Genomic DNA, 18,774 nt, shown 5'->3' on the forward strand with positions numbered 1-18,774 from the left:
GCTCAGGCGGACAGGAAGGCGTCCCCGAACAGCGGCAGGTCGCGTACCCGCACACCGGTGGCGTGGTAGGCGGCGTTGGCGATCGCGGCCGGGGCGCCGACGATGCCGATCTCGCCGATCCCCCGCGCTCCCAACGGCCCCGCGGCGGGGTCCTCCTCGTCCAGCCAGCTCACGTCGATCTCGGGGATGTCGGCGTTCACCGGCACGTGGTACTCGGCGAGGTCGTGGTTGACGACGTGGCCGAACCGCGGGTCGAGCTCGCTCTTCTCGTGCAGCGCCATGCCCACGCCCATCGTCATGCCGCCGACGAGCTGCGAGCGGGCCGTGCGCGGGTTGACGATCCGGCCGGCGGAGAAGACGCCGAGCATGCGGTCGAGCCGGATCTCGCCGGTGGACTCGTTGATGCGTACCTGGGCGAAGTGCGCCCCGAACGAGTTGAGCGACATCTCCTTCGACGCCGGGTTGGGACCCGCCTCCCCCTCCGACTCGGCCCCGGGGGCGGGGTCGGCGCCGTGCTCGCGGCGGAAGCTCTCCGCGGCGCTCAGCACGGCGGCGCTCCAGCTGGACAGGCCGCTGGAGCCGCCCGCGACCGTGGCGTTCGGCAGGTCCGTGTCGCCGATCCGCAGCTCGATCTGCTCCAGCGGCACGCCCAGCGCGTCCGCGGCGACCTGGCTCAGCGCGGTCCAGGTGCCGGTTCCGAGGTCGGCCGCGCCGATCTCGACCCGGTAGCCGGCGGCGGTGCGGCGGATCCTCGCGGCCGAGCCGGGCTGACGGAAGGAGGGGTAGAGCGCCGACGCGACGCCGGTGCCGATCAGCCAGTCGTTCTCGCGCCGCGAGCGCGGCGCCGGGTCACGGTCGGCCCAGCCGAACCTGGCCGCTCCCTCGTGCAGGCAGTCGATCAGCCGGCGCCGGTTGAAGGGCAGGCCGTTGGTCGGGTTGACGTCCGGCTCGTTGCGCTCGCGCAGGACGATCGGGTCCACGCCGCAACGGACGGCGAGCTCGTCCAGCGCGATCTCGAGCCCCACCATGCCGGGGGCCTCGCCCGGGGCGCGCATCCACGACGGCACGGGGACGTCGAGCGGCACCACGCGCTGGGTGATCCTCCGGTTCGGTCCGGCGTACATCATGCGCGCCGGCTTGGACGCCAGCTCCGTGAACTCCTTGGTGCGCGAGGACATCGCGACCGCGTCGAACCCGAGCGCGGTGAGGGTGCCGTCGGCACGGGCTCCGAGGCGCACGTGCTGGTGCGTCGGTGCGCGGTAGCCGGTCAGCGCGAACATCTGCTGCCGGGAGACGGCGTACTTCACCGCGCGTCCGGGCACGGCGCGCGCGGCCAGCGCCGCGAGCACGGCGTCGGCGTGCGGCAGCCCCTTGGACCCGAAGCCGCCGCCGATGTGCGGGGCCACGATCCGCAGCTGCTCCGGTGCGATCCCGAGGACGGGGGCGAGCGCCTTCCGCGCCGGGTGTGCACCCTGGGTCGACATCCACAGGGTGAGCCGGTCGCCGTCCCATCGCGCGACGGTCGTGTGCGGCTCCATCGGGTTGTTGTGCTCCATCGGCGTGGAGTAGACCTCGTCGACGACGACCTCCGACTCGGCCAGGGCCACGTCCAGGTCGCCGTCCTCGACGTCGTCCGCGCCGCCCTCCGGCTCGCGCTCCGCGGGATGGTCGGCCCGGAAGTCGGCATCGTGATCCTGGTGCTCGTATCGGACCTCGACCAGGCCGGCCGCGTACCGCGCGACCTCCGGCGTCGTCGCGACCACGGCACCCAGGTACTGGCCGCGGAAGCCGATCTCGTCGCCCTGCAGGATGGCGAGCTCACCGTCGGAGGTGTCACCGAGCGGCGGAGCGTCGCGAGGGGTGAGGACGTGCACGACCCCCTCGGCCGCCTCCGCCGCGGCGGTGTCGATCTCGGCCGCCCGCCCGCGCGCGACGCCGGACTGCAGCGGGTGGAGGTACAACGCGGCACCGACGTCGTGCTCGTAGGCGTACGGCACGCGGCCGCGGACCTTGTCGGCGCCCTCGAGCCGCGCCGGGTCGGTGCCGATCGCCGAGGCGGCCAGGAGCTCACTCATCGCCGGTCGCCTCGATGCCGGTGAGCTCGGCCAGCACGGTGACGAGGGTGCCGCGCGCCATCGGGACCTTGAACGCATTGCCGTCGAGGGGCTGCGCCGCCGCGAGCTCGGCGTCGGCGGCGCGGCGGAACACGTCGACCGTGGGCTCGGCGCCGCGCAGCACCTCCTCGGCCAGGCGCGCCCGCCAGGGCTTGTGGGCCACGCCGCCGAGGGCGATCCGCGCGCCGGCGATCCTCTGCCCGGGGCCCGTGTCGTCCACGTCCACGACCGCCGCGACGGAGACGAGCGCGAAGGCGTAGGACGCGCGGTCGCGGATCTTCCGGTAGGTCGAGCGGTTCGAGGGTGACGGCGGGGGCAGCTCCACCGCCGTGATCAGCTCGCCGTGGGCGAGGACGGTGTCCACCTCGGGCCGGTCGCCCGGGAGCCGGTGGAGATCGACGAGCGGGAGGCGGCGCTCACCGTCGGGTCCGAGGACGACGACGGTGGCGTCCAGCGCCGCCAGGGCGACGGCCATGTCCGAGGGGTGGGTGGCGACGCAGTGCTCGGACGCTCCGAGGACGGCGTGGTACCGGGTGTAGCCACCGATCGCCGAGCAGCCGGAGCCGGGCTCGCGCTTGTTGCACGGGGTGGTGACGTCCTGGAAGTACACGCAGCGGGTCCGCTGCAGCAGGTTCCCGCCGGTGCTCGCCGCGTTGCGCAGCTGTCCGGAGGCGCCGGAGAGCAGGGCGCGCGAGAGCACCGGGTAGTGCCGTCGGATCCGCGGGTGCGCGGCGAGGTCGCTGTTGCGCACCATCGCGCCGATACGCAGGCCGCCGCCATCCAGGTCCTCGACCTTCGCCAGGTCGAGCCGGTTGATGTCGACCAGCAGCTCCGGCGAGCGCACGCCGAGCTTGAGGTGGTCGACGAGGTTGGTGCCGCCGGCGAGGAACGCTGCGTCCGGGCGGTCCGCGACGGCGGTGACGGCACCGCGCGGGTCGGTCGCCCGCTCGTAGTCGAACGGTCTCATCGCTGCTCCTGGGCCACGTCGCGGACGGCCGCGACGATGTTGACGTAGGCGCCGCAGCGGCACAGGTTGCCGCTCATCCGCTCGCGGATCTCCGCGTCGGTCAGCTCCGAGGGCCCGTCGAGGTCCTCGGTGGCGGCGCTCGGCGCACCGCCGGCCGCCTCCCGCAGCATGCCGGCGGCGGAGCAGACCTGCCCCGGCGTGCAGTAGCCGCACTGGAACGCATCGTGCTCGAGGAAGGCGCGGTGCAGTGCGCCGGGCTCGTCGCCGTCGGCGAGGCCGTCCGACGTCGTGATCTCCGCGCCGTCATGGACGAGGGCGAGCGCGAGGCACGAGTTGAGGCGCCGGCCCTCGACGAGGACGGTGCACGCCCCGCACTGGCCGTGGTCGCAGCCCTTCTTCGGCGACATCACACCCAGCCGGTCACGAAGCGCGTCGAGCAGGGTGGTGCGCGGGTCGACCGACAGGGCGCGCTCCGCGCCGTCGACGACGAGGTGCAGCGGCTGGTCCATGACGTGCCTCCACGGGATCGTGTGCAGCGTCACTCGAACGTAACCGGGGTCGCGTGCCCCGGCAACTTCGGACGCCGCCCGGTCGGTCTACCCGCGGGCCCGGGCTCCCGGGATCAGCGCTGCGCCCCCGCGGCCGTGCCCGCCCCGGCGGCCCGCTCGGCCGCCTCGACCGCGTTGCGGAACAGCAGCGCGATCGTCGTCGGGCCCACGCCGCCGATCCGCGGGGTGATGGCGCCCGCGACCTCGGCGCACGATTCGTCGACGTCGGGCAGCAGCTTCCTGCCCTCGTAGCGCACTCCCCCGCCGACCACGGTGACACCCGGCGAGAGGTGCTCGGGCCTGAGGATGCCGGGGACGCCCGCGGCGGCGATGACGATCTCGGCCCTGCGCGTGTAGCGGTCCCAGTCCGGCACGCCCGTGTGGACGACCGTCACGGCGGCGTCCGCGGTGGCCCGCTTCTGGGACAGCAGGAGGCCGAGCGGCCGGCCGAGGGTGGTGCCGCGGCCGAGGATGACCACCTCGCGGCCCGAGACCGGGATCTCGTGGTGCGCGAGGAGCGCCTCGATGCCGGCCGGCGTGCAGGGCACGGGTCCGGGCATGCCCAGGGCGAGGCGGCCCATGTTCACCGGGTGCAGGCCGTCGACGTCCTTGTCCGGGTCGAGCGCGAGCAGCGCGGCGTCGAAGTCGATCTGCGGCGGGGTGGGGTGCTGGAGGAGCACGCCGTGGACGTCGTCCGCCTCGTTCATCTCGCGCACGGCAGCCAGGACGTCGGCCTGCGTCGCGTCGTCGCCGAGGTGGATGTGCGGAGAGGTGAAGCCGAGCTCGGCGGCCTTGGCCTGCTTCATCCGGATGTAGCCGGCGGAGGCGGAGTCGGAGCCGACGAGGATGGTCCCCAGTCCCGGGGTGGTGCCGGCAGCGACGAGCCGGGCGGCGCGGTCGGCGACGTCCGCCAGCACGGCGTCGGCGACCGGACCGCCGGGGAGCAGCCGCGCAGTCACTGGGTCAGGCCCTCGTAGAGGGGGAAGTCGGCGGTGAGCGCGTCGACTCGGGCGTGCAGGGCCGCGACGTCGGCCGCCTGGCCGTCGCGCAGGGCGATCGCGATGATGTCGGCGACCTCCCGGAACTCTCTCTCGCCGAACCCGCGGGTGGCGAGCGCGGGAGTGCCGATGCGCAGGCCGGAGGTCACGCGCGGGGGCCGCGGGTCGAACGGCACCGCGTTGCGGTTGACGGTGATGCCGGCCGAGTGCAGGAGGTCCTCGGCCTGCTGGCCGTCGAGCGCGTGGTCGCGCAGGTCGACGAGGACGAGGTGGACGTCGGTGCCGCCCGTGACCAGCGAGACCCCGGTCGAGGCGACGTCGTCGGCGAGGAGCCGCTCGGCGAGGATCTGGGCGCCCTGCACGGTCCGGCGCTGACGGTCCTTGAACTCTTCGCCGTGCGCCAGCTTGAGTGCGACCGCCTTCGCGGCGATGACGTGCATGAGCGGCCCGCCCTGCTGGCCGGGGAAGACCGCGGAGTTGAGCTTCTTGCCCAGCGGCTCGGGGTCCCGCGCGAGGATCATCCCGGAGCGGGGCCCGCCGATCGTCTTGTGGATCGTGGTCGAGACGACGTCCGAGTGCGGGACCGGGTTCGGGTGCAGCCCGGCGGCCACGAGACCGGCGAAGTGCGCCATGTCGGTCCACAGGTAGGCACCGACCTCGTCGGCGATCTCCCGGAAGGCCGCGAGATCGAGCTGGCGGGGGTAGGCGGACCACCCGGCGATGATGACCTTCGGGCGGTGGGCCAGCGCGGCCTCCCGGACGGCGTCCATCTCGATGCGGTGCGTCTGCTCGTCCACCCCGTAGGCGGCGACGTCGTAGAGCTTGCCGGAGAAGTTGATCCGCATGCCGTGCGTGAGGTGGCCGCCGTGGGCGAGGTCGAGCCCGAGGATCGGGTCGCCGGGCGAGGCGAGTGCGTGCAGCACGGCCGCGTTGGCCTGCGCGCCCGAGTGCGGCTGGACGTTGGCCCAGCCGGCGCCGAACAGCGACTTCGCACGATCGATCGCGAGGTTCTCCGCGATGTCGACCTGCTCGCAGCCGCCGTAGTACCGGCGGCCCGGGTAGCCCTCGGCGTACTTGTTCGTCAGGACGGAGCCGGCGGCCTGGAGGACGGCGCGCGGCACGAAGTTCTCGGACGCGATCATCTCGAGGGTCTCGCGCTGGCGGGTCAGCTCGCCGTCGAGGACGGCGGCGATCTCGGGGTCCACCTCCGCGAGCGGTGCGGTGAGTGCGCGGTCGGTCGGGCTGGTCTCGGTGGTCATCTCTCTCCTCGGTCGGTCACGCCACGGCGTGAGGACTCACGACTGTGGTGACCCCGACCCAGGCGGACGGCCGAAGACTGCCTCCGTGGCGGGCCACGGTTCGTCGCTCCCCGGTGGTGGATCCACCTCGCGCCAGTCACGACGCGGCCAGCCTACCGGTCCGACGGGGGTGGAGTGCCAGCGCGCGGGCTGCGGCTGCTCGGCGCCGTGCAGGCTGCTCGACGCTGCCTGCGCCGCCGGCGCCGTGCCGGCTACTCGGGACTGCCGGCGCTGGCCCCGACCGGCTCCCCCTCGCCGAGGATGCGCCGCAGGTAGGCGTACGTGAGGTCGCCGGTGTGCTGGTCGAACTGGTGCTCGAACCCGTTCTTCTGGTACATCGCGAGGTTCTGCATGGAGTCCTGGCCCGTGGAGATCCACACCTCGGAGGTCTCCTCCGGGAGGTACTCGAGCACCGACATCAGCAGCTCGGTCCCGATGCCCTGGTTCTGCAGGTCGGGGACGACCGCGAGCCTGCTCAGGGTGGCCCGGTCCCCACCGAGCTCGACCCGGACCGAGCCGACGAGCCGGTGCCCGAGCCATCCGCCGATCGTCACGACGTCCTCGCGCGCCAGGTCGGCCCGCAGCTCGGTGAGCGACTGCGTGAGCGCCGGCAGGTGCGGGTCCTGGTAGATCTGGGCCTCGGTGACGAACGCGGCACGACGGACCGTCAGCAGGTCGCCCGCGTGCTCGTCGTCGACCACGTCGATCGTTACGTCCATGGCGACATTCTTCCACCCTCGGCGCCGCCGTGACGGACGTCGGCGCGAGGCGTGGTCATCCCGGCCGCGGCTGCGCGGGGAGGGCTAGGGTGCGGCCGGTGACCCCCACCGTCGTCGATCCGCAGCACCTCGTCCTCGCCCTGTCCTGCCCGGACCGGCCCGGCATCGTGCACGCCGTGTCCGGCGTGCTGTCCGAGCACGGCGGCAACATCACCGAATCCCAGCAGTACGGGGACCCGGAGACGGGCCTGTTCTTCATGCGGGTCCAGGTCCGCACCGAGCACGACGTCGAGGACGTGCGGGCCGCGGTCGAGGGGCTCGCCGAGCGGTTCGACATGACGTACACGCTCGACGTCGTCGGCCGGCCCCTGCGCACGATCGTGCTCGTGTCCAAGGAGGCCCACTGCCTCACCGACCTGCTCTTCCGGCAGCGCTCGGACCGCCTGCAGGTCGACATCCAGGCCGTGGTCTCGAACCACCCGGACCTCGAGCCGCTGGCGCAGTTCTACGGGGTGCCGTTCCTCCACGTCCCGGTGACGAAGGAGACGAAGCCCGAGGCCGAGGCCCGGCTGATGAACCTCGTCGACGAGCTCGACGTCGAGCTGGTGGTGCTGGCCCGCTACATGCAGATCCTCTCCGACGACCTGTGCCGCAAGCTCGAGGGGCGGGCCATCAACATCCACCACTCGTTCCTGCCGAGCTTCAAGGGCGCGCGCCCCTACGCCCAGGCCCACGCGCGGGGCGTCAAGCTCATCGGGGCGAGCGCCCACTACGTGACGGCGGACCTCGACGAGGGGCCGATCATCGAGCAGGACGTCGAGCGCGTGAACCACGCCGACGAGGTCGCCGAGCTCGTGGCGCGCGGCCAGGACGTCGAACGGCGCGTGCTGGCCCGCGCGGTGCGCTGGCACGCGGAGCACCGCGTGCTGCTCAACGGACACCGCACGGTCGTCCTGCCCTGACCCCTGGCGAGTGAGCGGACTTCCTCCTCACGAGTGATCGGACTTCCGCCCGGCGAGCGAGCACATCGCCCACCGCTCGGCTGAGCACGATCCCCTCGATACGACGAAGCGGGCCCCGCACCCGATCTGGGTGCGGGGCCCGCTCACGCGTGACCGTGTGTGCGGGTCAGCGGCGCACACCGAGGGTGTCGGAGCCGTCGCCGTCCCAGTCACCGACGAACACCTCGTCGGAGACCCGGCCGTAGCGGACCTCGCGGTCGGCCCATCCGCCGGTCAGCGAGTTCGACACCAGGTACTGGTTACCGCGACGCACCGCGAACGAATCCACGCCGTTGCCGTCCCAGTCACCCACCAGCACCGTGTCGCTCGCCCGGCCGTAGGTCAGCTGCACGTCCGCGTTCCCACCGGCCAGCGAGTTCGCCAGGAAGTAGGCGTTCCCGCGACGCACACCGAAGGTGTCCGTCCCGTTGCCGTCCCAGTCACCCACCAGGACCGTGTCGGTGCTAAGGCCGTACGTCAGCTCCGTGTCCGCGTTGCCGCCCGCGAGCGAGTTCGACACGAAGTAGGCGTTGCCACGACGCACGGCCAGGGTGTCCACGCCGTCGCCGTCCCAGTCACCCACGAGCACGGTGTCGCTCGCGCGGCCGTAGGTCAGCTCCACGTCCGCGTTGCCCCCGTACAGGGTGTTGGACAGGAAGTAGCTGTTGCCCCGACGCACAGCAAGCGTGTCGGAGCCGTCGCCGTCCCAGTCACCGACCAGGACGTCGTCACCGGGGCGGCCGAAGGAGAACTCGTGGTCCGCCCAGATGTCCCAGCCGTCGTTGAGGTAGAACCCACGACCCGGCGTCGGCGGGACCGGCTCCGGCTCCGGCTCCGGCTCGACCGGCGCCTCGGTGAGCTCGAAGGCCCGGCCGATGGATCCGACGTAGGAGCTGCGCGTGAGCGTGACCTCGCGGACGTCCTCGGCGTCGAACTCGTAGCCCTCCGGGGCCGCGACCACCTGGACCGAGTACGTACCGAACTCCAGCTCCGAGAGCCGCACGACACCGTCGTTCGGGTTGGTGTCCAGCTCACCGCCGTCGACCACCTCGATCGCCGTACCGTCCGGCGCGGTGAACAGGAACGTCGCACCGGCGAGCAGCGCACCGTCCTCGTCCCGAGCCATCGCGGTCACCGTCCCGTTCCCGGGCAGCACCCACGGCTCGAACGCCTGCTCCTCACCGGTCACCTCGATGGTGAACGGCTCCGGCGCACGCCAGGCGTCGGGCACCCGCAGCGCCTCGACCTCGTACTCACCGGCCGGCAGGCCCGTGAACGTCGTGACACCGAACTCGTCGTCGGTGTCCTGCAGGTTGGCGATGTCCTGGCTGTAGTAGTTGTTGTCGTTGACGACGAACACCGACTCCGGGTCGTTGACGTCCGTGAACTGCCACGTCGTGAAGTTCACCCACTGTCCGTCCACGTCGTCGACATCGATCGTCACCGGACCCGGAACGGCCTGGGTCAGGGTGAAGCCGCCGGCGAACCTGTTCGGGGTACCGGAGTCGATCGTGACCTCGAGGGTCTCCTCCGGGTCGAACGCGTAGCCCGGGGCGTCGACGATCGAGACCTGGTACGTGCCCAGCTCCAGCTCACCGGCACGGACCGTGCCCACGGCCGGCGCCAGGTCCTCCTCGGACCCGTCGACGACGTCGATCTCCGTTCCGTCGGCAGCCGTGAATCGGAACGTCACGCCCTCGATCGGCTCCTCGTCCTGGTCCTGCACCCACACCGCGATGCGGCCGTTACCGGGCATGAGGAACTCGCCGAGGTCCTGCTCGTCGCCGGTGACCGTCACCGAGAACGGCTCCGGTGCACGCCACGGCGAGGCCACAGAGGTGTTCTCCACCGTGTACTCACCGGCCGAGATCCCGGACACGGTGACCTGACTGCGCTCGTCGTCGATGTCCTCCAGGTCCGCAGCCCGAGCGTTGTTGTCCGCCACCGTGAACGTGGCGCCTTCGGCGTCCGTGAACTGCCACACCGTGTTGGAGATCGTGTACCCCGAGGAGTCCGCCACCGAGAAGCTCACCGGGCCCGGCACCACCGGGGCGGCCGCGAGCGTGAACGAACCGGCCATACGGTGCGGCGTGCCCGGCGACAGCGGAACCGTCAGGGACGCCTCCTCGTCGAGTTCGAAGCCGTCCGGCACCTCGACGAGCTCGATCGTCCAGTCCACCAGCTCCAGGCCGCCCACGCTCACGCGGCCCTCGACGTCGGAGGTGTCCTGCTCGGACCCGTCCGCGATCTCGAAGGTCTCGCCCTCGGCACTGGTGAAGCGGTAGGTGACACCCGGGACGAGCTCGCCGTCCTCGTCGTACGCGAACACCGAGGTCGAACCGTTGCCGAGCATGACGAACGGCTCCAGCGACTGCTCCTCGCCCGTGATCGTCACCGAGATCGGCTCCGGCGCGCGGTAGCCCGAGGAACCGGGCGACTGGTTGGTCACCGTGTAGTCGCCGGCCGGCAGACCGTTGACCACGATCGACCCGAACGCGGAGTCCTCGTCGACAAGCGTCTCGACGCCGTCCTCACCGGTGGACCGGTTGTTGTCCGCGACGTAGAACGACGCGCCGTCCTCCGACTCGAACAACCAGCCCGTCGAACCCACCACACCGTCCTGCCGGTTGACCACCGTGAGCGACAGCGGACCCGGGTCGGCCGGAGGCTCGGCGTCGAGGGGGATGTCGAGGCCGACGATGCCCGGGTTGTGGTCGGAGGACCGGAACGGGGAGACCTCGTGGAAGTTCGTCACGTTGTAGTTGTGCCGGCTGTACTCGAGCGCGAGCGGCTCGTTGGCGTTGATCTCCCAGATCGTCGAGCCCGTGAAGAGCTCGAGCGCAGCCTCGTTGGCGAGGATGTGGTCGAGCGACCCGTCCATGCCGTCGAAGTTGTAGCTGTGCGCGCCCGAGCGGTCGAACTCCGTGAGGTTCGTGTACCCCGCGTCGTAGAAGACCTGCATGGGGTCCTCGGCCGAGTAGGCGTTGAAGTCACCGGCCTGCAGGACGGGCTGGTCGGCGCCCCAGTTCCCCTCGGTCCACTCGACGAGGGCCTCGGCCTGCGCGATGCGGTCCGGGTTGGCGTTGCCCTGGCCCGTGCCGTCGTCGGTGCCGGAGCCCTTGGACTTGAAGTGGTTCGCGGTGACGACGAAGGTCGTCTCCGAGAGCTCCTCGTCCGCGCCGACCGCGGCGAACTCCTGCGCGAGCGGCTCGCGCGCGTTGCCGAACGCGTCGCTGTCGGTGAGGATCAGCGACTCGCCGACGGGCGAGATCGTGTCGACCCGGTAGATGAAGGCCGTACGGATGACGTCCTCGTCCGCGGGGAGCTCGGCGGGCGACTCGACGTAGCCCCACGTGCCGGCGCCGGCGTCCTCGTTGAGCGCCTCGGTCAGCGTGGCGAGGGCCGCGTCGCGGTCCTGACCGAACTCGGCCGAGTTCTCGATCTCCTCGAGCGCGACGACGTCGGCGTCGAGGGTGTTGATCGCGTCGACGATCTTCTCCTCCTGGCGGGCGAACGCCTCGCTGGACCAGGCCCCGCGGACGTCGCACCAGTCGGCCGTGGTCGGGTTGCCCTCACGGTCGGGGTAGAAGTCGCAGTTCTCCTCGTCCTCGCCGAGGGTGGAGAAGTAGTTGAGGACGTTGAACGAGGCGACCTGGATGTTGCCGCCGACCTCCGCCGGGGCGGCGTGCTCGGCGCGGTCGTTCTCGAACTCGAGCCAGTCGGTGTAGTTCTCGCCGCTGGCGCGGGTGGTGGGCTGGAAGCTCCATGCGCTGTCGCCGTTCTGGACGCGGCGGAAGTCGACGATCACCGGGGCCTCGAACGTCGCGGCTGCGCCGGTCCGCAGGGGCGCGTCGGGCGTGACGTACGGCAGCGGGATCTCGTGGTCGTCGAAGTCGAAGTTGATGAGGTTAAAGCTCGACCCGTCGTTGAGCACGACGCCGCGGGCGGCGTTGTCGGCCTCGACGGCGGCGACGCCCTCGGGGTCCGTGACCGGGTTGGCGACGTCGGTCGGGGTGATGAGCGGGCTGTCGCCGGTGGCGAGGCCGACCTCGCCGTACTGGAGCGTCCAGTAGGTGTTGGTGACGGTGAACTCGTCGGTCGGCAGCATGAGCATGGACTCGTAGAGCTCGCGCTCCGCGTCGGTCTCGGGCCAGGCGATCTCGACCGGCTCGACGTCGGTGAACTCCTCCTCCAGAGGCGTCACGGTCGGCCCGGAGATCTGGGTGAGGCCGAAGTACTCGCCGGCGGTGCCGGAGACCTCGACGAAGTCGCCGATCTCCACGTCGCCGACGACGTCGGGTCCGTAGACGAAGATGCCCGACGAGGCGGTGTGCTCGCTCAGGTCGCCTCCGGTGCCCTCGGTCTGGATGGTGAAGCCGTCGAACCCGCCGGCCGGGTAGACGGCGGTGACGACGCCGCGTGTGGTGACGGCGTCGCCGTCGTACGGGGTCGCGTCGCCGATGCCCTGGATCTGCTCGATCGTCAGGGGCTCGCCCGGCTCGGGGTCCGGATCCGGGTCGGGGTCGGGGTCCGTGCCACCGCCCTCGATCTCCGGGGTCGGGGCGGCCATCTCGAAGTCGGCCGCGTTGTCGTCGGTGTCCGCGTGGCCGTCGCGCTGCCAGGACAGCGGGTCAGTGGTACCACCCTGGTTGGCAGCAGCCCCCGTGCCCTCGAACGTCGTCGCGGTGCCCGTCCCGACGAGGTCGACGATCGCGCCGTCGAGGTCACCGGTCGCCACGCTGCCCTGCGGCAGCGTGACGTTGTCCGTGCCGTCGACGAGGACGATCACCCCGTTGCTCCCGCCCGGGTTGAGCGAGCCGCCGACGTGAAGGTCAGACAGCTCGGAGAGGTCCTGACCGGTCGATCCGTTCGAACCGCCGGAGACCACGAAGTACTCACCGGGCTCGATCGTGCCCTCGAGCGCGGCGTTGCCGCTCGTGGCACCGGTGCCGGTCGCGGACCGGTACTGCAGCGACATGCCCGACAGGTCGATCGGCTCGCTCGTCGGGTTGTACAGCTCGACGAACTTCTGCTGGTACGGCGCGTTCGCGGACCCACCGCGCGCGTAGTACTCGTTGATGATGACGTCGGAGTCGTCGGGTGCGGCCACCGCGGGCGCCGCGGCGACGGGAACGACGGCGGAGGTCAGACCGAGAGCGACGACAGCGCCCAGCCCCACCCCCCGTCGTCCGGTGATGGGGCGAACAGTCACGTCGTGTTGCTCCTTGCCGGGTGGGGACATGGGCAGGGTGGGCGACCGTCACCGGTGCCCGGACCATCCTCGCCCCGGGCGACCGCCCTGCAGGACCGGTCAGCACACTCGTCGTCGACTGTGCATCTCCCGTTCACCGCGCCTTCGGACGGGAGTGTCGCACACCCTCACGACCCTGACCACCGTCACGTGCGGCGGTCGCTGCGGACGTCGTCGGACGTCCACAGCGCCCGCCGACCCACGTCCGACGCCTCAGCGCCCTGCGTCGGCAGTCGGGTTCTCGCCCAGGAACTGCTCGAAGAAGTCCCAGATGAGCTCGTTCGCATCGATCGCGTCCGTGGGCGTCCCGGCCCAGTCGGTCTCCTCCTCGAACGCCGGCGATCCGGGCCAGACGTGTCCGGCCCCGTCGATGGACCACGAGCGGATCTCGTCGGGGCCCTCGCCGTCGCCGATGGAGGTGAGGGTGACGCCGTCCCCCTGGTCCGTGTCCTCCCGGACCTCGTAGCCGCCGATCTCGGCCCACCGGTCGAGGGCGGCCTCGTGCCCGTAACGCCAGTAGTCGGCGCCGCCCCCGTCGAGCGGGTTCACCGGGTCGTCGGTGCCGACGAACGTGACGATCGGCGTGACCTCGTCCGGCTCGCAGGTGGCGGGGTCGGGCACCCAGCCGTCCTCGCCCTCGACGGGCGCCCCGGAGCGAAGTCCCGTCACGGGCGCGATGGCACGGAACAGGTCCGGGTCGTCGCACGCGGCCTGCGAGATCATCCGGCCCCCGCCGGAGTAGCCGGTCGCGAAGACGTCCTGGGTCGAGGTCCCGTACTCCTCGGCGGACCAGTCGACCAGAGCCTGGAGGAAGGCGATGTCGTCCGGGGCGTCGTCAGGCGCGTCGGTCACGCCGGGGACGTTCCACAGCCGACCGCCGTCCGGGTCCTCGAACCCTCCGTCGGGGAGCACGACGACGTAGCCCTCCGCGTCCGCCGTGCCGGTAGCGGCGGACCACAGGACCTGCTCGGCGCCGTCCGAGCCGGATCCGTGCAGGTTGACCACGAGCGGGAGATCGGCGTCGGGCGTCCAGCCGGACGGCAGGAGCACGACTCCGCTCCTGTCGTGACCGTCGATCTCGGCCGCGAACTCGTGCTGCCCGGGCGCGAGCTCCTCGTCGTCGACGGCGTCTCCCGAGCCGCCGGCCCCGTCCGTCCCGGACTCGCTCTCTCCGGCGTCGTCGTCCGTCGCGGACTCGTCCGTCGCGGTGTCGTCGTCGTTCGCAGCATCGTCGGCACCGCAGGCGGCCACCGTCAGGAGCAGCGTGCCGAGCGCAGCGCCACCGATCACGCGTCGAGGGGTCCTCATGGTTCTCCTTGATCTCGAGGGGAACCGTGACGCTATCCCCGCCGCGACCTGGGAATCTCGGACGATGCCGAGGTCCCACATCGCGAGAACCAGCGGGCGCACCGCACCTTTGACGAGCACGAACGACGACGGGGCCGCCACCCGTAGGTGGCGGCCCCGTGAGGTCCGCTCCGGCGATCTACCGGGGTCCGCTCCGGCAACGTGCCGTGGTCCCCACCCGCTCGCAAGCCACGGACGACCCGCCGGCTCACCCGCCGGCGGGACGGATCAGATCAGGCCTAGCTCCGCGACGGCGTCGCGCTCCTCGACGAGCTCCGCAGCGGTGGCGTCCATCCGGCCGCGGGAGAACTCGTCGACGTCGAGGCCCTCGACGACCTTCCACTCGCCGTTCTCCGACGTCACGGGGAAGGAGTAGACGATGCCCTCGGGCACGCCGTAGTGGGAGCCGTCGGAGTAGATGGCCGCCGACGTCCACGAGCCCGTCACGCCGTTCACCCAGTCGTGCACGTGGTCGATCGCGGCCGACGCGGCCGAGGCCGCCGACGACGCGCCGCGCGCCTCGATGATGGCCGCCCCGCGCTTGGCGACGGTCGGGATGAAGTCGTTCTCGACCCACTCGCGGTCGGCGAGCAGGTCGGTGACGGGCTTGCCGGCGATCGTCGTCTGCGTGAGGTCCGGGTACTGGGTCGAGGAGTGGTTGCCCCAGATCGTCAGCCGGTCGATGTCGCTCACGGCGGCGCCGGTCTTCGAGGCGAGCTGGCTGACGGCCCGGTTGTGGTCCAGGCGGGTCATCGCGGTGAAGCGAGAGGCCGGGACGTCGGGGGCGTTCTTGGCCGCGATGAGCGCGTTGGTGTTGGCCGGGTTACCGACGACGAGGACCCGGACGTCGTCCGCGGCGCCGGCGTTGATCGCCTTGCCCTGGGGGCCGAAGATGCCGCCGTTGGCCGCGAGCAGGTCGCCGCGCTCCATGCCGGCGCCCCGCGGGCGTGCGCCCACGAGCAGGCCGACGTTGGTGCCGTCGAAGGCCTTGACCGGGTCGTCGAAGATGTCGACGCCGGCCAGGAGCGGGAACGCGCCGTCCGCCAGCTCCATCGCGGTGCCCTCGGCCGCCTTGACGGCCTGCGGGATCTCGAGCAGACGCAGGCGCACGGGCGTGTCGGCGCCCAGCAGCTGGCCCGAGGCGATGCGGAAGAGCAGGGCGTAGCCGATCTGGCCGGCGGCGCCCGTGACGGTGACGTTCACGGGGGTGGCGGACATGCAGGACTCCTTCGTCGGGGATGTGCGGACGTGGGCCGGTGGGGCGCCGCCAGGTCGGGTCGCGGCCTGCCGGTGGGTGCCCCGCGCGCCTCCAGGTTAGTGGGCGTGCGGCCGGTCCGGGCCGGGTCGTCCGTCGTCGGCCGCACCGGCGCGGGCCTGCTCCCCGTCGGCACCGGCGACGGACGCGTCCGCCCCGTCCGCACGGGTGTCCTCGGGCTCCGGCTCGGGCCGCGTGACGGTGACGCGGTCGATGCGGCGTCCGTCGAGGGTCCGCACGGTGAGCGTCGCGTCGCCCCAGGCCACGGCGTCGCCCTCGGCCGGCAGACGACCGAGCTCGGACATGATGTAGCCCGCGAGCGTGTCGTAGGGGCCCTCCGGCAGCTCGACATCGAACAGCCGCTGGATCTCTGCGCGGCTGAGCAGCCCGGAGACGTCGTCGGCGCCGGCTCCCTCCACGACCTCCGGCTCCTCACGGTCGTACTCGTCGTGGATCTCGCCGACGAACTCCTCGACGACGTCCTCCATCGTCACGATGCCGTCGGTGCCGCCGTACTCGTCGACGATGACGGCGAAGTGCGCGTGCGTGCGGCGCATCTCGGTGAGCGTCGAGAGGACCTCCTTGCCCGTCGGGAAGTACAGGGTCTCGCGCACGAGGTCCCGCACGAACCGGATCTCGGGGCCGGGGTTGATGAAGTCGCGGACGTGGACGAAGCCGAGGATGTCGTCGTCGTTCTCGCCGCGGACCGGGTAGCGCGAGTGCTCCATCGACCCCACCGTCGCGCGCGCGTCCTCGATCGGGGTGTCGGCGTCGAGGAACTCGACCTCCGTGCGCGGCGTCATCACCTCCTGGACGGACCGCTCCCCCACCGCGAGCAGGTCGGTGACGATCTGGCGCTCCTCGGCGCCGAGCCCCTCGTGGCCGGCGACGATCTGGCGCAGCTCCTCGGCGTCCATCTCCTCCGCGCGGGCGTGCGGGTCGCGGCCCAGGACACGGAGCACGAGGTTGGTGGAGACGTCGAGCAGCCAGATGACGGGGCGCAGGACGAGGGCGATGACGTTGAGCGGCCGGGCCACGATCATCGAGAACTTCTCGGCGCCCTGCATCGCGAGCCGCTTGGGCACCATCTCGCCGAAGACGAGCGACATGTAGGACACGATGAGCGTGATGCCGATGAACGCCGCTGTGCCGGCGACCCGCTCGGAGAGTCCCCAGTCCACGAGGTAGGGGGAGACGTAGGGGGCGATCGTCGACGCGCCGTAGGAGGCCGAGAAGAAGCCCGCGAGCGTGACGCCGACCTGCACCGCGGACAGGAAGGTGTTGGGGTTCTCGGTCAGCTTCGCGACGGTGGCGCCGCTTCCGCCGCGGGCGGCCATCGATCGGACCTGCGACTCACGCAGCGAGACGAGCGCGAACTCCGAGGCCGCGAACACCCCGCCGATGAGGACGAAGACGAGGACGAGCAAGGAGTCCTGAAGTAGCGGGTGCACCCGTCCATTATCGGGTCGGTCGACCGGGCGTGGTGGCGGGCCGCGTGTGGCGCTCCGCTCCGGCGATGGCGGCCGTCGCGCCCGGCCCGGCCGTCAGACCGCGACGGCGTTCCCCCACGGGGCGAGGAAGGCCAGGACGGCCGCCGCACCGAGCAGCGTGGCGAGGTCGATCGCGAGCGCGCGGCCCCCGATGATCTCGCGCGCGCCGAACGCGGCCCGGACCACGGCCATGACGACGAGCATGCCGGCGAGCAGGTAGCAGGCGGTCGGCACGCCGACGACGACGCCGACGAGCACGACGACCGCGACCCAGCCGAGGATCGCGAGTCCGGGGAGGACGGGTGCCCGGTTCGTCGTCACGCGGCGAGGCTACCGTGGGCGGATGCGTCCGCCGGCAGCCCGTCCCGAGCAGGTCGACGTCCTCGTGGCGGGCGGCGGCCTGGCGGGCCTGCGGACGGCGGCCGCCCTGCGGGAGGCGGGCCTGGCCGGGACGGTGCTCCTCGTCGGCGCCGAGGAGGGCGACCCGTACGACCGCACCACCCTGTCGACCCACCTCTTCACACAGGAGGCACCCCCGCTGCTGTCCGCGGGCGGCCTCGGCGACCTCGACGCGCTCGGTGTCCCCCATCGCCGGGCGGCCGTCCGGTCGGTGCGAGACCTGGCGGGCGATGACGCGGCCGGCGATTACACCACCGGAGAGGACGCGGCCGGGAGCACCCCCGGCACGACGCCACGACCGGCGGTCCGCACGACGACCGGTCCCGGGGCGCCCGCCGGCGCCAGGGCCGAGGTCACGCTCGACGACGGCACGGTCGTGCGCGCCCGCGTCGTCGTCGCCGCGACCGGTGCGCGCGCCGTCGCCGCTCCGTGGCCGGGCGCGCGGACCCTGCGGTCGGCCGCCGACGCCACGGGTCTGCGGGCCGCGCTCGCACCCGGAGCGCGGCTCGTCGTCGTCGGCGCGGGCTGGATCGGCGCGGAAGTAGCGGGGGCGGCCGCCGCGGCGGGGGTCCGGGTGACGGTCGTCGAGACCGCCGACGAGCCGCTCGGTCGTGCGCCCCGCGTGCTCGGGCGCCACGTCCGCGGCTGGTTCGAGTCCGCGGGGGTCGAGCTGCTCACCGGGACCGGCGTGTCCACCGTCGCCCTGACGCGCGAGGCCGCCGGACCGGCCGACCCGGCCGCAGCCTCCGACGCCGGACCGGCCGAGGGCCCCGACGCCGGACCGGCCGACCCGGGCGAGCGCGTCGTCACCCTGACGGACGGCCGCGAGGTGCGTGCCGACGTCGTGCTCGCGGCACTCGGGGCCGTGCCGGAGACGGACTGGCTGGCCGGCGCCGCCCCGCTCGCCCCGACCGGTCACGTGCGGGTCGACGCCCTGGGACGGGCCCTGGACGGGCCGACGTGGCTGTGGGCGGTCGGGGACGCCGCGGCGACCGTCCGTCCCGACGGCCGCACGGAGCCGGGTGCCCACTGGGAGGGAGCGCTGCACCACCCGACGGCGCTCGCGGCGGGCGTCCTCGGCCTCGATGCCCCACCACCGCCGGCGTCCTACGTCTTCTCGGAGATGTTCGGGCACGACGTCGCGGTCCTCGGCGACCCGACCGGACCGCCCACCGTGGAACGGTCGGACGACGCCGGGATCACCTGGCTGTGGACCGACGACGCCGGCCGGCTCGTCGGTGCCGCCACGGCCGACCACCCCCGCGACGTGCCGCCGCTGCGCCGCGCGCTGGCGGGCGGGGGCCGGCCCAACCTCGACGCCGCCGTCGCGGCGGACCCGTCCCGGCGGCTGCGCGACGCGATCGCGCGCCGCTGACCGCGCACCGGG

At 72.5% G+C, this 18,774-nt stretch carries 13 protein-coding genes and 1 riboswitch; of the genes, 2 read left to right on the forward strand and 11 right to left on the reverse strand.

Features of this window, described 5'->3' with window-relative positions:
* Nucleotides 1-2: 2 nt before the first annotated feature.
* The 6 genes from ACPYO4_RS05660 to ACPYO4_RS05685 all read right to left on the reverse strand — a co-directional run bounded on the left by ACPYO4_RS05660 (nucleotide 3) and on the right by ACPYO4_RS05685 (nucleotide 6,644).
* Nucleotides 3-2,075, reverse strand: coding sequence for a xanthine dehydrogenase family protein molybdopterin-binding subunit (locus ACPYO4_RS05660; protein WP_425708243.1), 2,073 nt, complete (start codon nucleotides 2,073-2,075; stop codon nucleotides 3-5).
* Nucleotides 2,068-3,081, reverse strand: a complete 1,014-nt coding sequence (locus tag ACPYO4_RS05665; protein ID WP_425708244.1) for an FAD binding domain-containing protein — start codon at nucleotides 3,079-3,081, stop codon at nucleotides 2,068-2,070. The genes ACPYO4_RS05660 and ACPYO4_RS05665 overlap by 8 nt, the downstream gene beginning before the upstream one ends.
* On the reverse strand, nucleotides 3,078-3,590 hold the full coding sequence (locus ACPYO4_RS05670; RefSeq protein WP_425708245.1) for a 2Fe-2S iron-sulfur cluster-binding protein: 513 nt from the start codon (nucleotides 3,588-3,590) through the stop codon (nucleotides 3,078-3,080). Before ACPYO4_RS05670 ends, ACPYO4_RS05665 begins: the two co-directional genes overlap by 4 nt.
* A 113-nt stretch (nucleotides 3,591-3,703) precedes the next feature.
* Complete coding sequence (locus tag ACPYO4_RS05675) at nucleotides 3,704-4,588, reverse strand: bifunctional 5,10-methylenetetrahydrofolate dehydrogenase/5,10-methenyltetrahydrofolate cyclohydrolase (protein WP_425708246.1); 885 nt, start codon at nucleotides 4,586-4,588, stop codon at nucleotides 3,704-3,706.
* The gene (gene glyA / locus ACPYO4_RS05680; RefSeq protein ID WP_425708247.1) at nucleotides 4,585-5,886 is read right to left on the reverse strand and encodes a serine hydroxymethyltransferase; all 1,302 of its coding nucleotides are present in this window, start codon (nucleotides 5,884-5,886) and stop codon (nucleotides 4,585-4,587) included. The genes ACPYO4_RS05675 and glyA overlap by 4 nt, the downstream gene beginning before the upstream one ends.
* Nucleotides 5,887-5,935: 49 nt before the next feature.
* Nucleotides 5,936-6,036, reverse strand: a riboswitch (ZMP/ZTP riboswitch).
* Nucleotides 6,037-6,137: 101 nt separating this feature from the next.
* On the reverse strand, nucleotides 6,138-6,644 hold the full coding sequence (locus ACPYO4_RS05685; RefSeq protein ID WP_425708248.1) for a GNAT family N-acetyltransferase: 507 nt from the start codon (nucleotides 6,642-6,644) through the stop codon (nucleotides 6,138-6,140).
* Between the two features lie 98 nt (nucleotides 6,645-6,742).
* On the opposite strand from ACPYO4_RS05685, the gene purU reads away from it, so the two are divergent.
* Nucleotides 6,743-7,606 (forward strand): formyltetrahydrofolate deformylase, encoded by an 864-nt coding sequence (gene purU / locus ACPYO4_RS05690; protein WP_425708249.1) that lies wholly within the window; start codon nucleotides 6,743-6,745, stop codon nucleotides 7,604-7,606.
* Between the two features lie 166 nt (nucleotides 7,607-7,772).
* On the opposite strand, the gene ACPYO4_RS05695 is transcribed toward purU, so the two are convergent.
* The 5 genes from ACPYO4_RS05695 to ACPYO4_RS05715 form a co-directional block, all read right to left on the reverse strand.
* Nucleotides 7,773-12,857, reverse strand: coding sequence for an ExeM/NucH family extracellular endonuclease (locus ACPYO4_RS05695; RefSeq protein WP_425708250.1), 5,085 nt, complete (start codon nucleotides 12,855-12,857; stop codon nucleotides 7,773-7,775).
* A 252-nt stretch (nucleotides 12,858-13,109) separates the two neighbouring features.
* A complete protein-coding gene (locus ACPYO4_RS05700; RefSeq protein ID WP_425708251.1) occupies nucleotides 13,110-14,204 on the reverse strand; it encodes an alpha/beta hydrolase family esterase in 1,095 nt (364 codons plus the stop codon).
* A 267-nt stretch (nucleotides 14,205-14,471) separates the two neighbouring features.
* Entirely contained in the window at nucleotides 14,472-15,461 is a 990-nt protein-coding gene (locus ACPYO4_RS05705; RefSeq protein ID WP_425708252.1) for a malate dehydrogenase, read from the reverse strand.
* Between the two features lie 96 nt (nucleotides 15,462-15,557).
* Nucleotides 15,558-16,949, reverse strand: a complete 1,392-nt coding sequence (locus ACPYO4_RS05710; protein ID WP_425708253.1) for a hemolysin family protein — start codon at nucleotides 16,947-16,949, stop codon at nucleotides 15,558-15,560.
* Nucleotides 16,950-17,042: 93 nt separating this feature from the next.
* Complete coding sequence (locus ACPYO4_RS05715; protein ID WP_425708254.1) at nucleotides 17,043-17,309, reverse strand: hypothetical protein; 267 nt, start codon at nucleotides 17,307-17,309, stop codon at nucleotides 17,043-17,045.
* Between the two features lie 22 nt (nucleotides 17,310-17,331).
* On the opposite strand from ACPYO4_RS05715, the gene ACPYO4_RS05720 reads away from it, so the two are divergent.
* Entirely contained in the window at nucleotides 17,332-18,762 is a 1,431-nt protein-coding gene (locus tag ACPYO4_RS05720) for an FAD-dependent oxidoreductase (RefSeq protein ID WP_425708255.1), read from the forward strand.
* Nucleotides 18,763-18,774: the final 12 nt, after the last annotated feature.

Origin of the sequence: Georgenia sp. Z1491, assembly GCF_049856175.1 — a bacterium.
GTDB lineage: Bacteria > Actinomycetota > Actinomycetes > Actinomycetales > Actinomycetaceae > JB111.

Excerpts from the sequence above, each read along its gene's own strand:
- ACPYO4_RS05660 (WP_425708243.1), bottom strand. The coding sequence starts at position 2,075 with ATGAGTGAGCTCCTGGCCGCCTCGGCGATCGGCACCGACCCGGCGCGG.
- ACPYO4_RS05665 (WP_425708244.1), bottom strand. The coding sequence starts at position 3,081 with ATGAGACCGTTCGACTACGAGCGGGCGACCGACCCGCGCGGTGCCGTC.
- ACPYO4_RS05670 (WP_425708245.1), bottom strand. The coding sequence starts at position 3,590 with ATGGACCAGCCGCTGCACCTCGTCGTCGACGGCGCGGAGCGCGCCCTG.
- glyA (WP_425708247.1), bottom strand. The coding sequence starts at position 5,886 with ATGACCACCGAGACCAGCCCGACCGACCGCGCACTCACCGCACCGCTC.
- ACPYO4_RS05685 (WP_425708248.1), bottom strand. The coding sequence starts at position 6,644 with ATGGACGTAACGATCGACGTGGTCGACGACGAGCACGCGGGCGACCTG.
- ACPYO4_RS05700 (WP_425708251.1), bottom strand. The coding sequence starts at position 14,204 with ATGAGGACCCCTCGACGCGTGATCGGTGGCGCTGCGCTCGGCACGCTG.
- ACPYO4_RS05705 (WP_425708252.1), bottom strand. The coding sequence starts at position 15,461 with ATGTCCGCCACCCCCGTGAACGTCACCGTCACGGGCGCCGCCGGCCAG.
- ACPYO4_RS05720 (WP_425708255.1), top strand. The coding sequence starts at position 17,332 with ATGCGTCCGCCGGCAGCCCGTCCCGAGCAGGTCGACGTCCTCGTGGCG.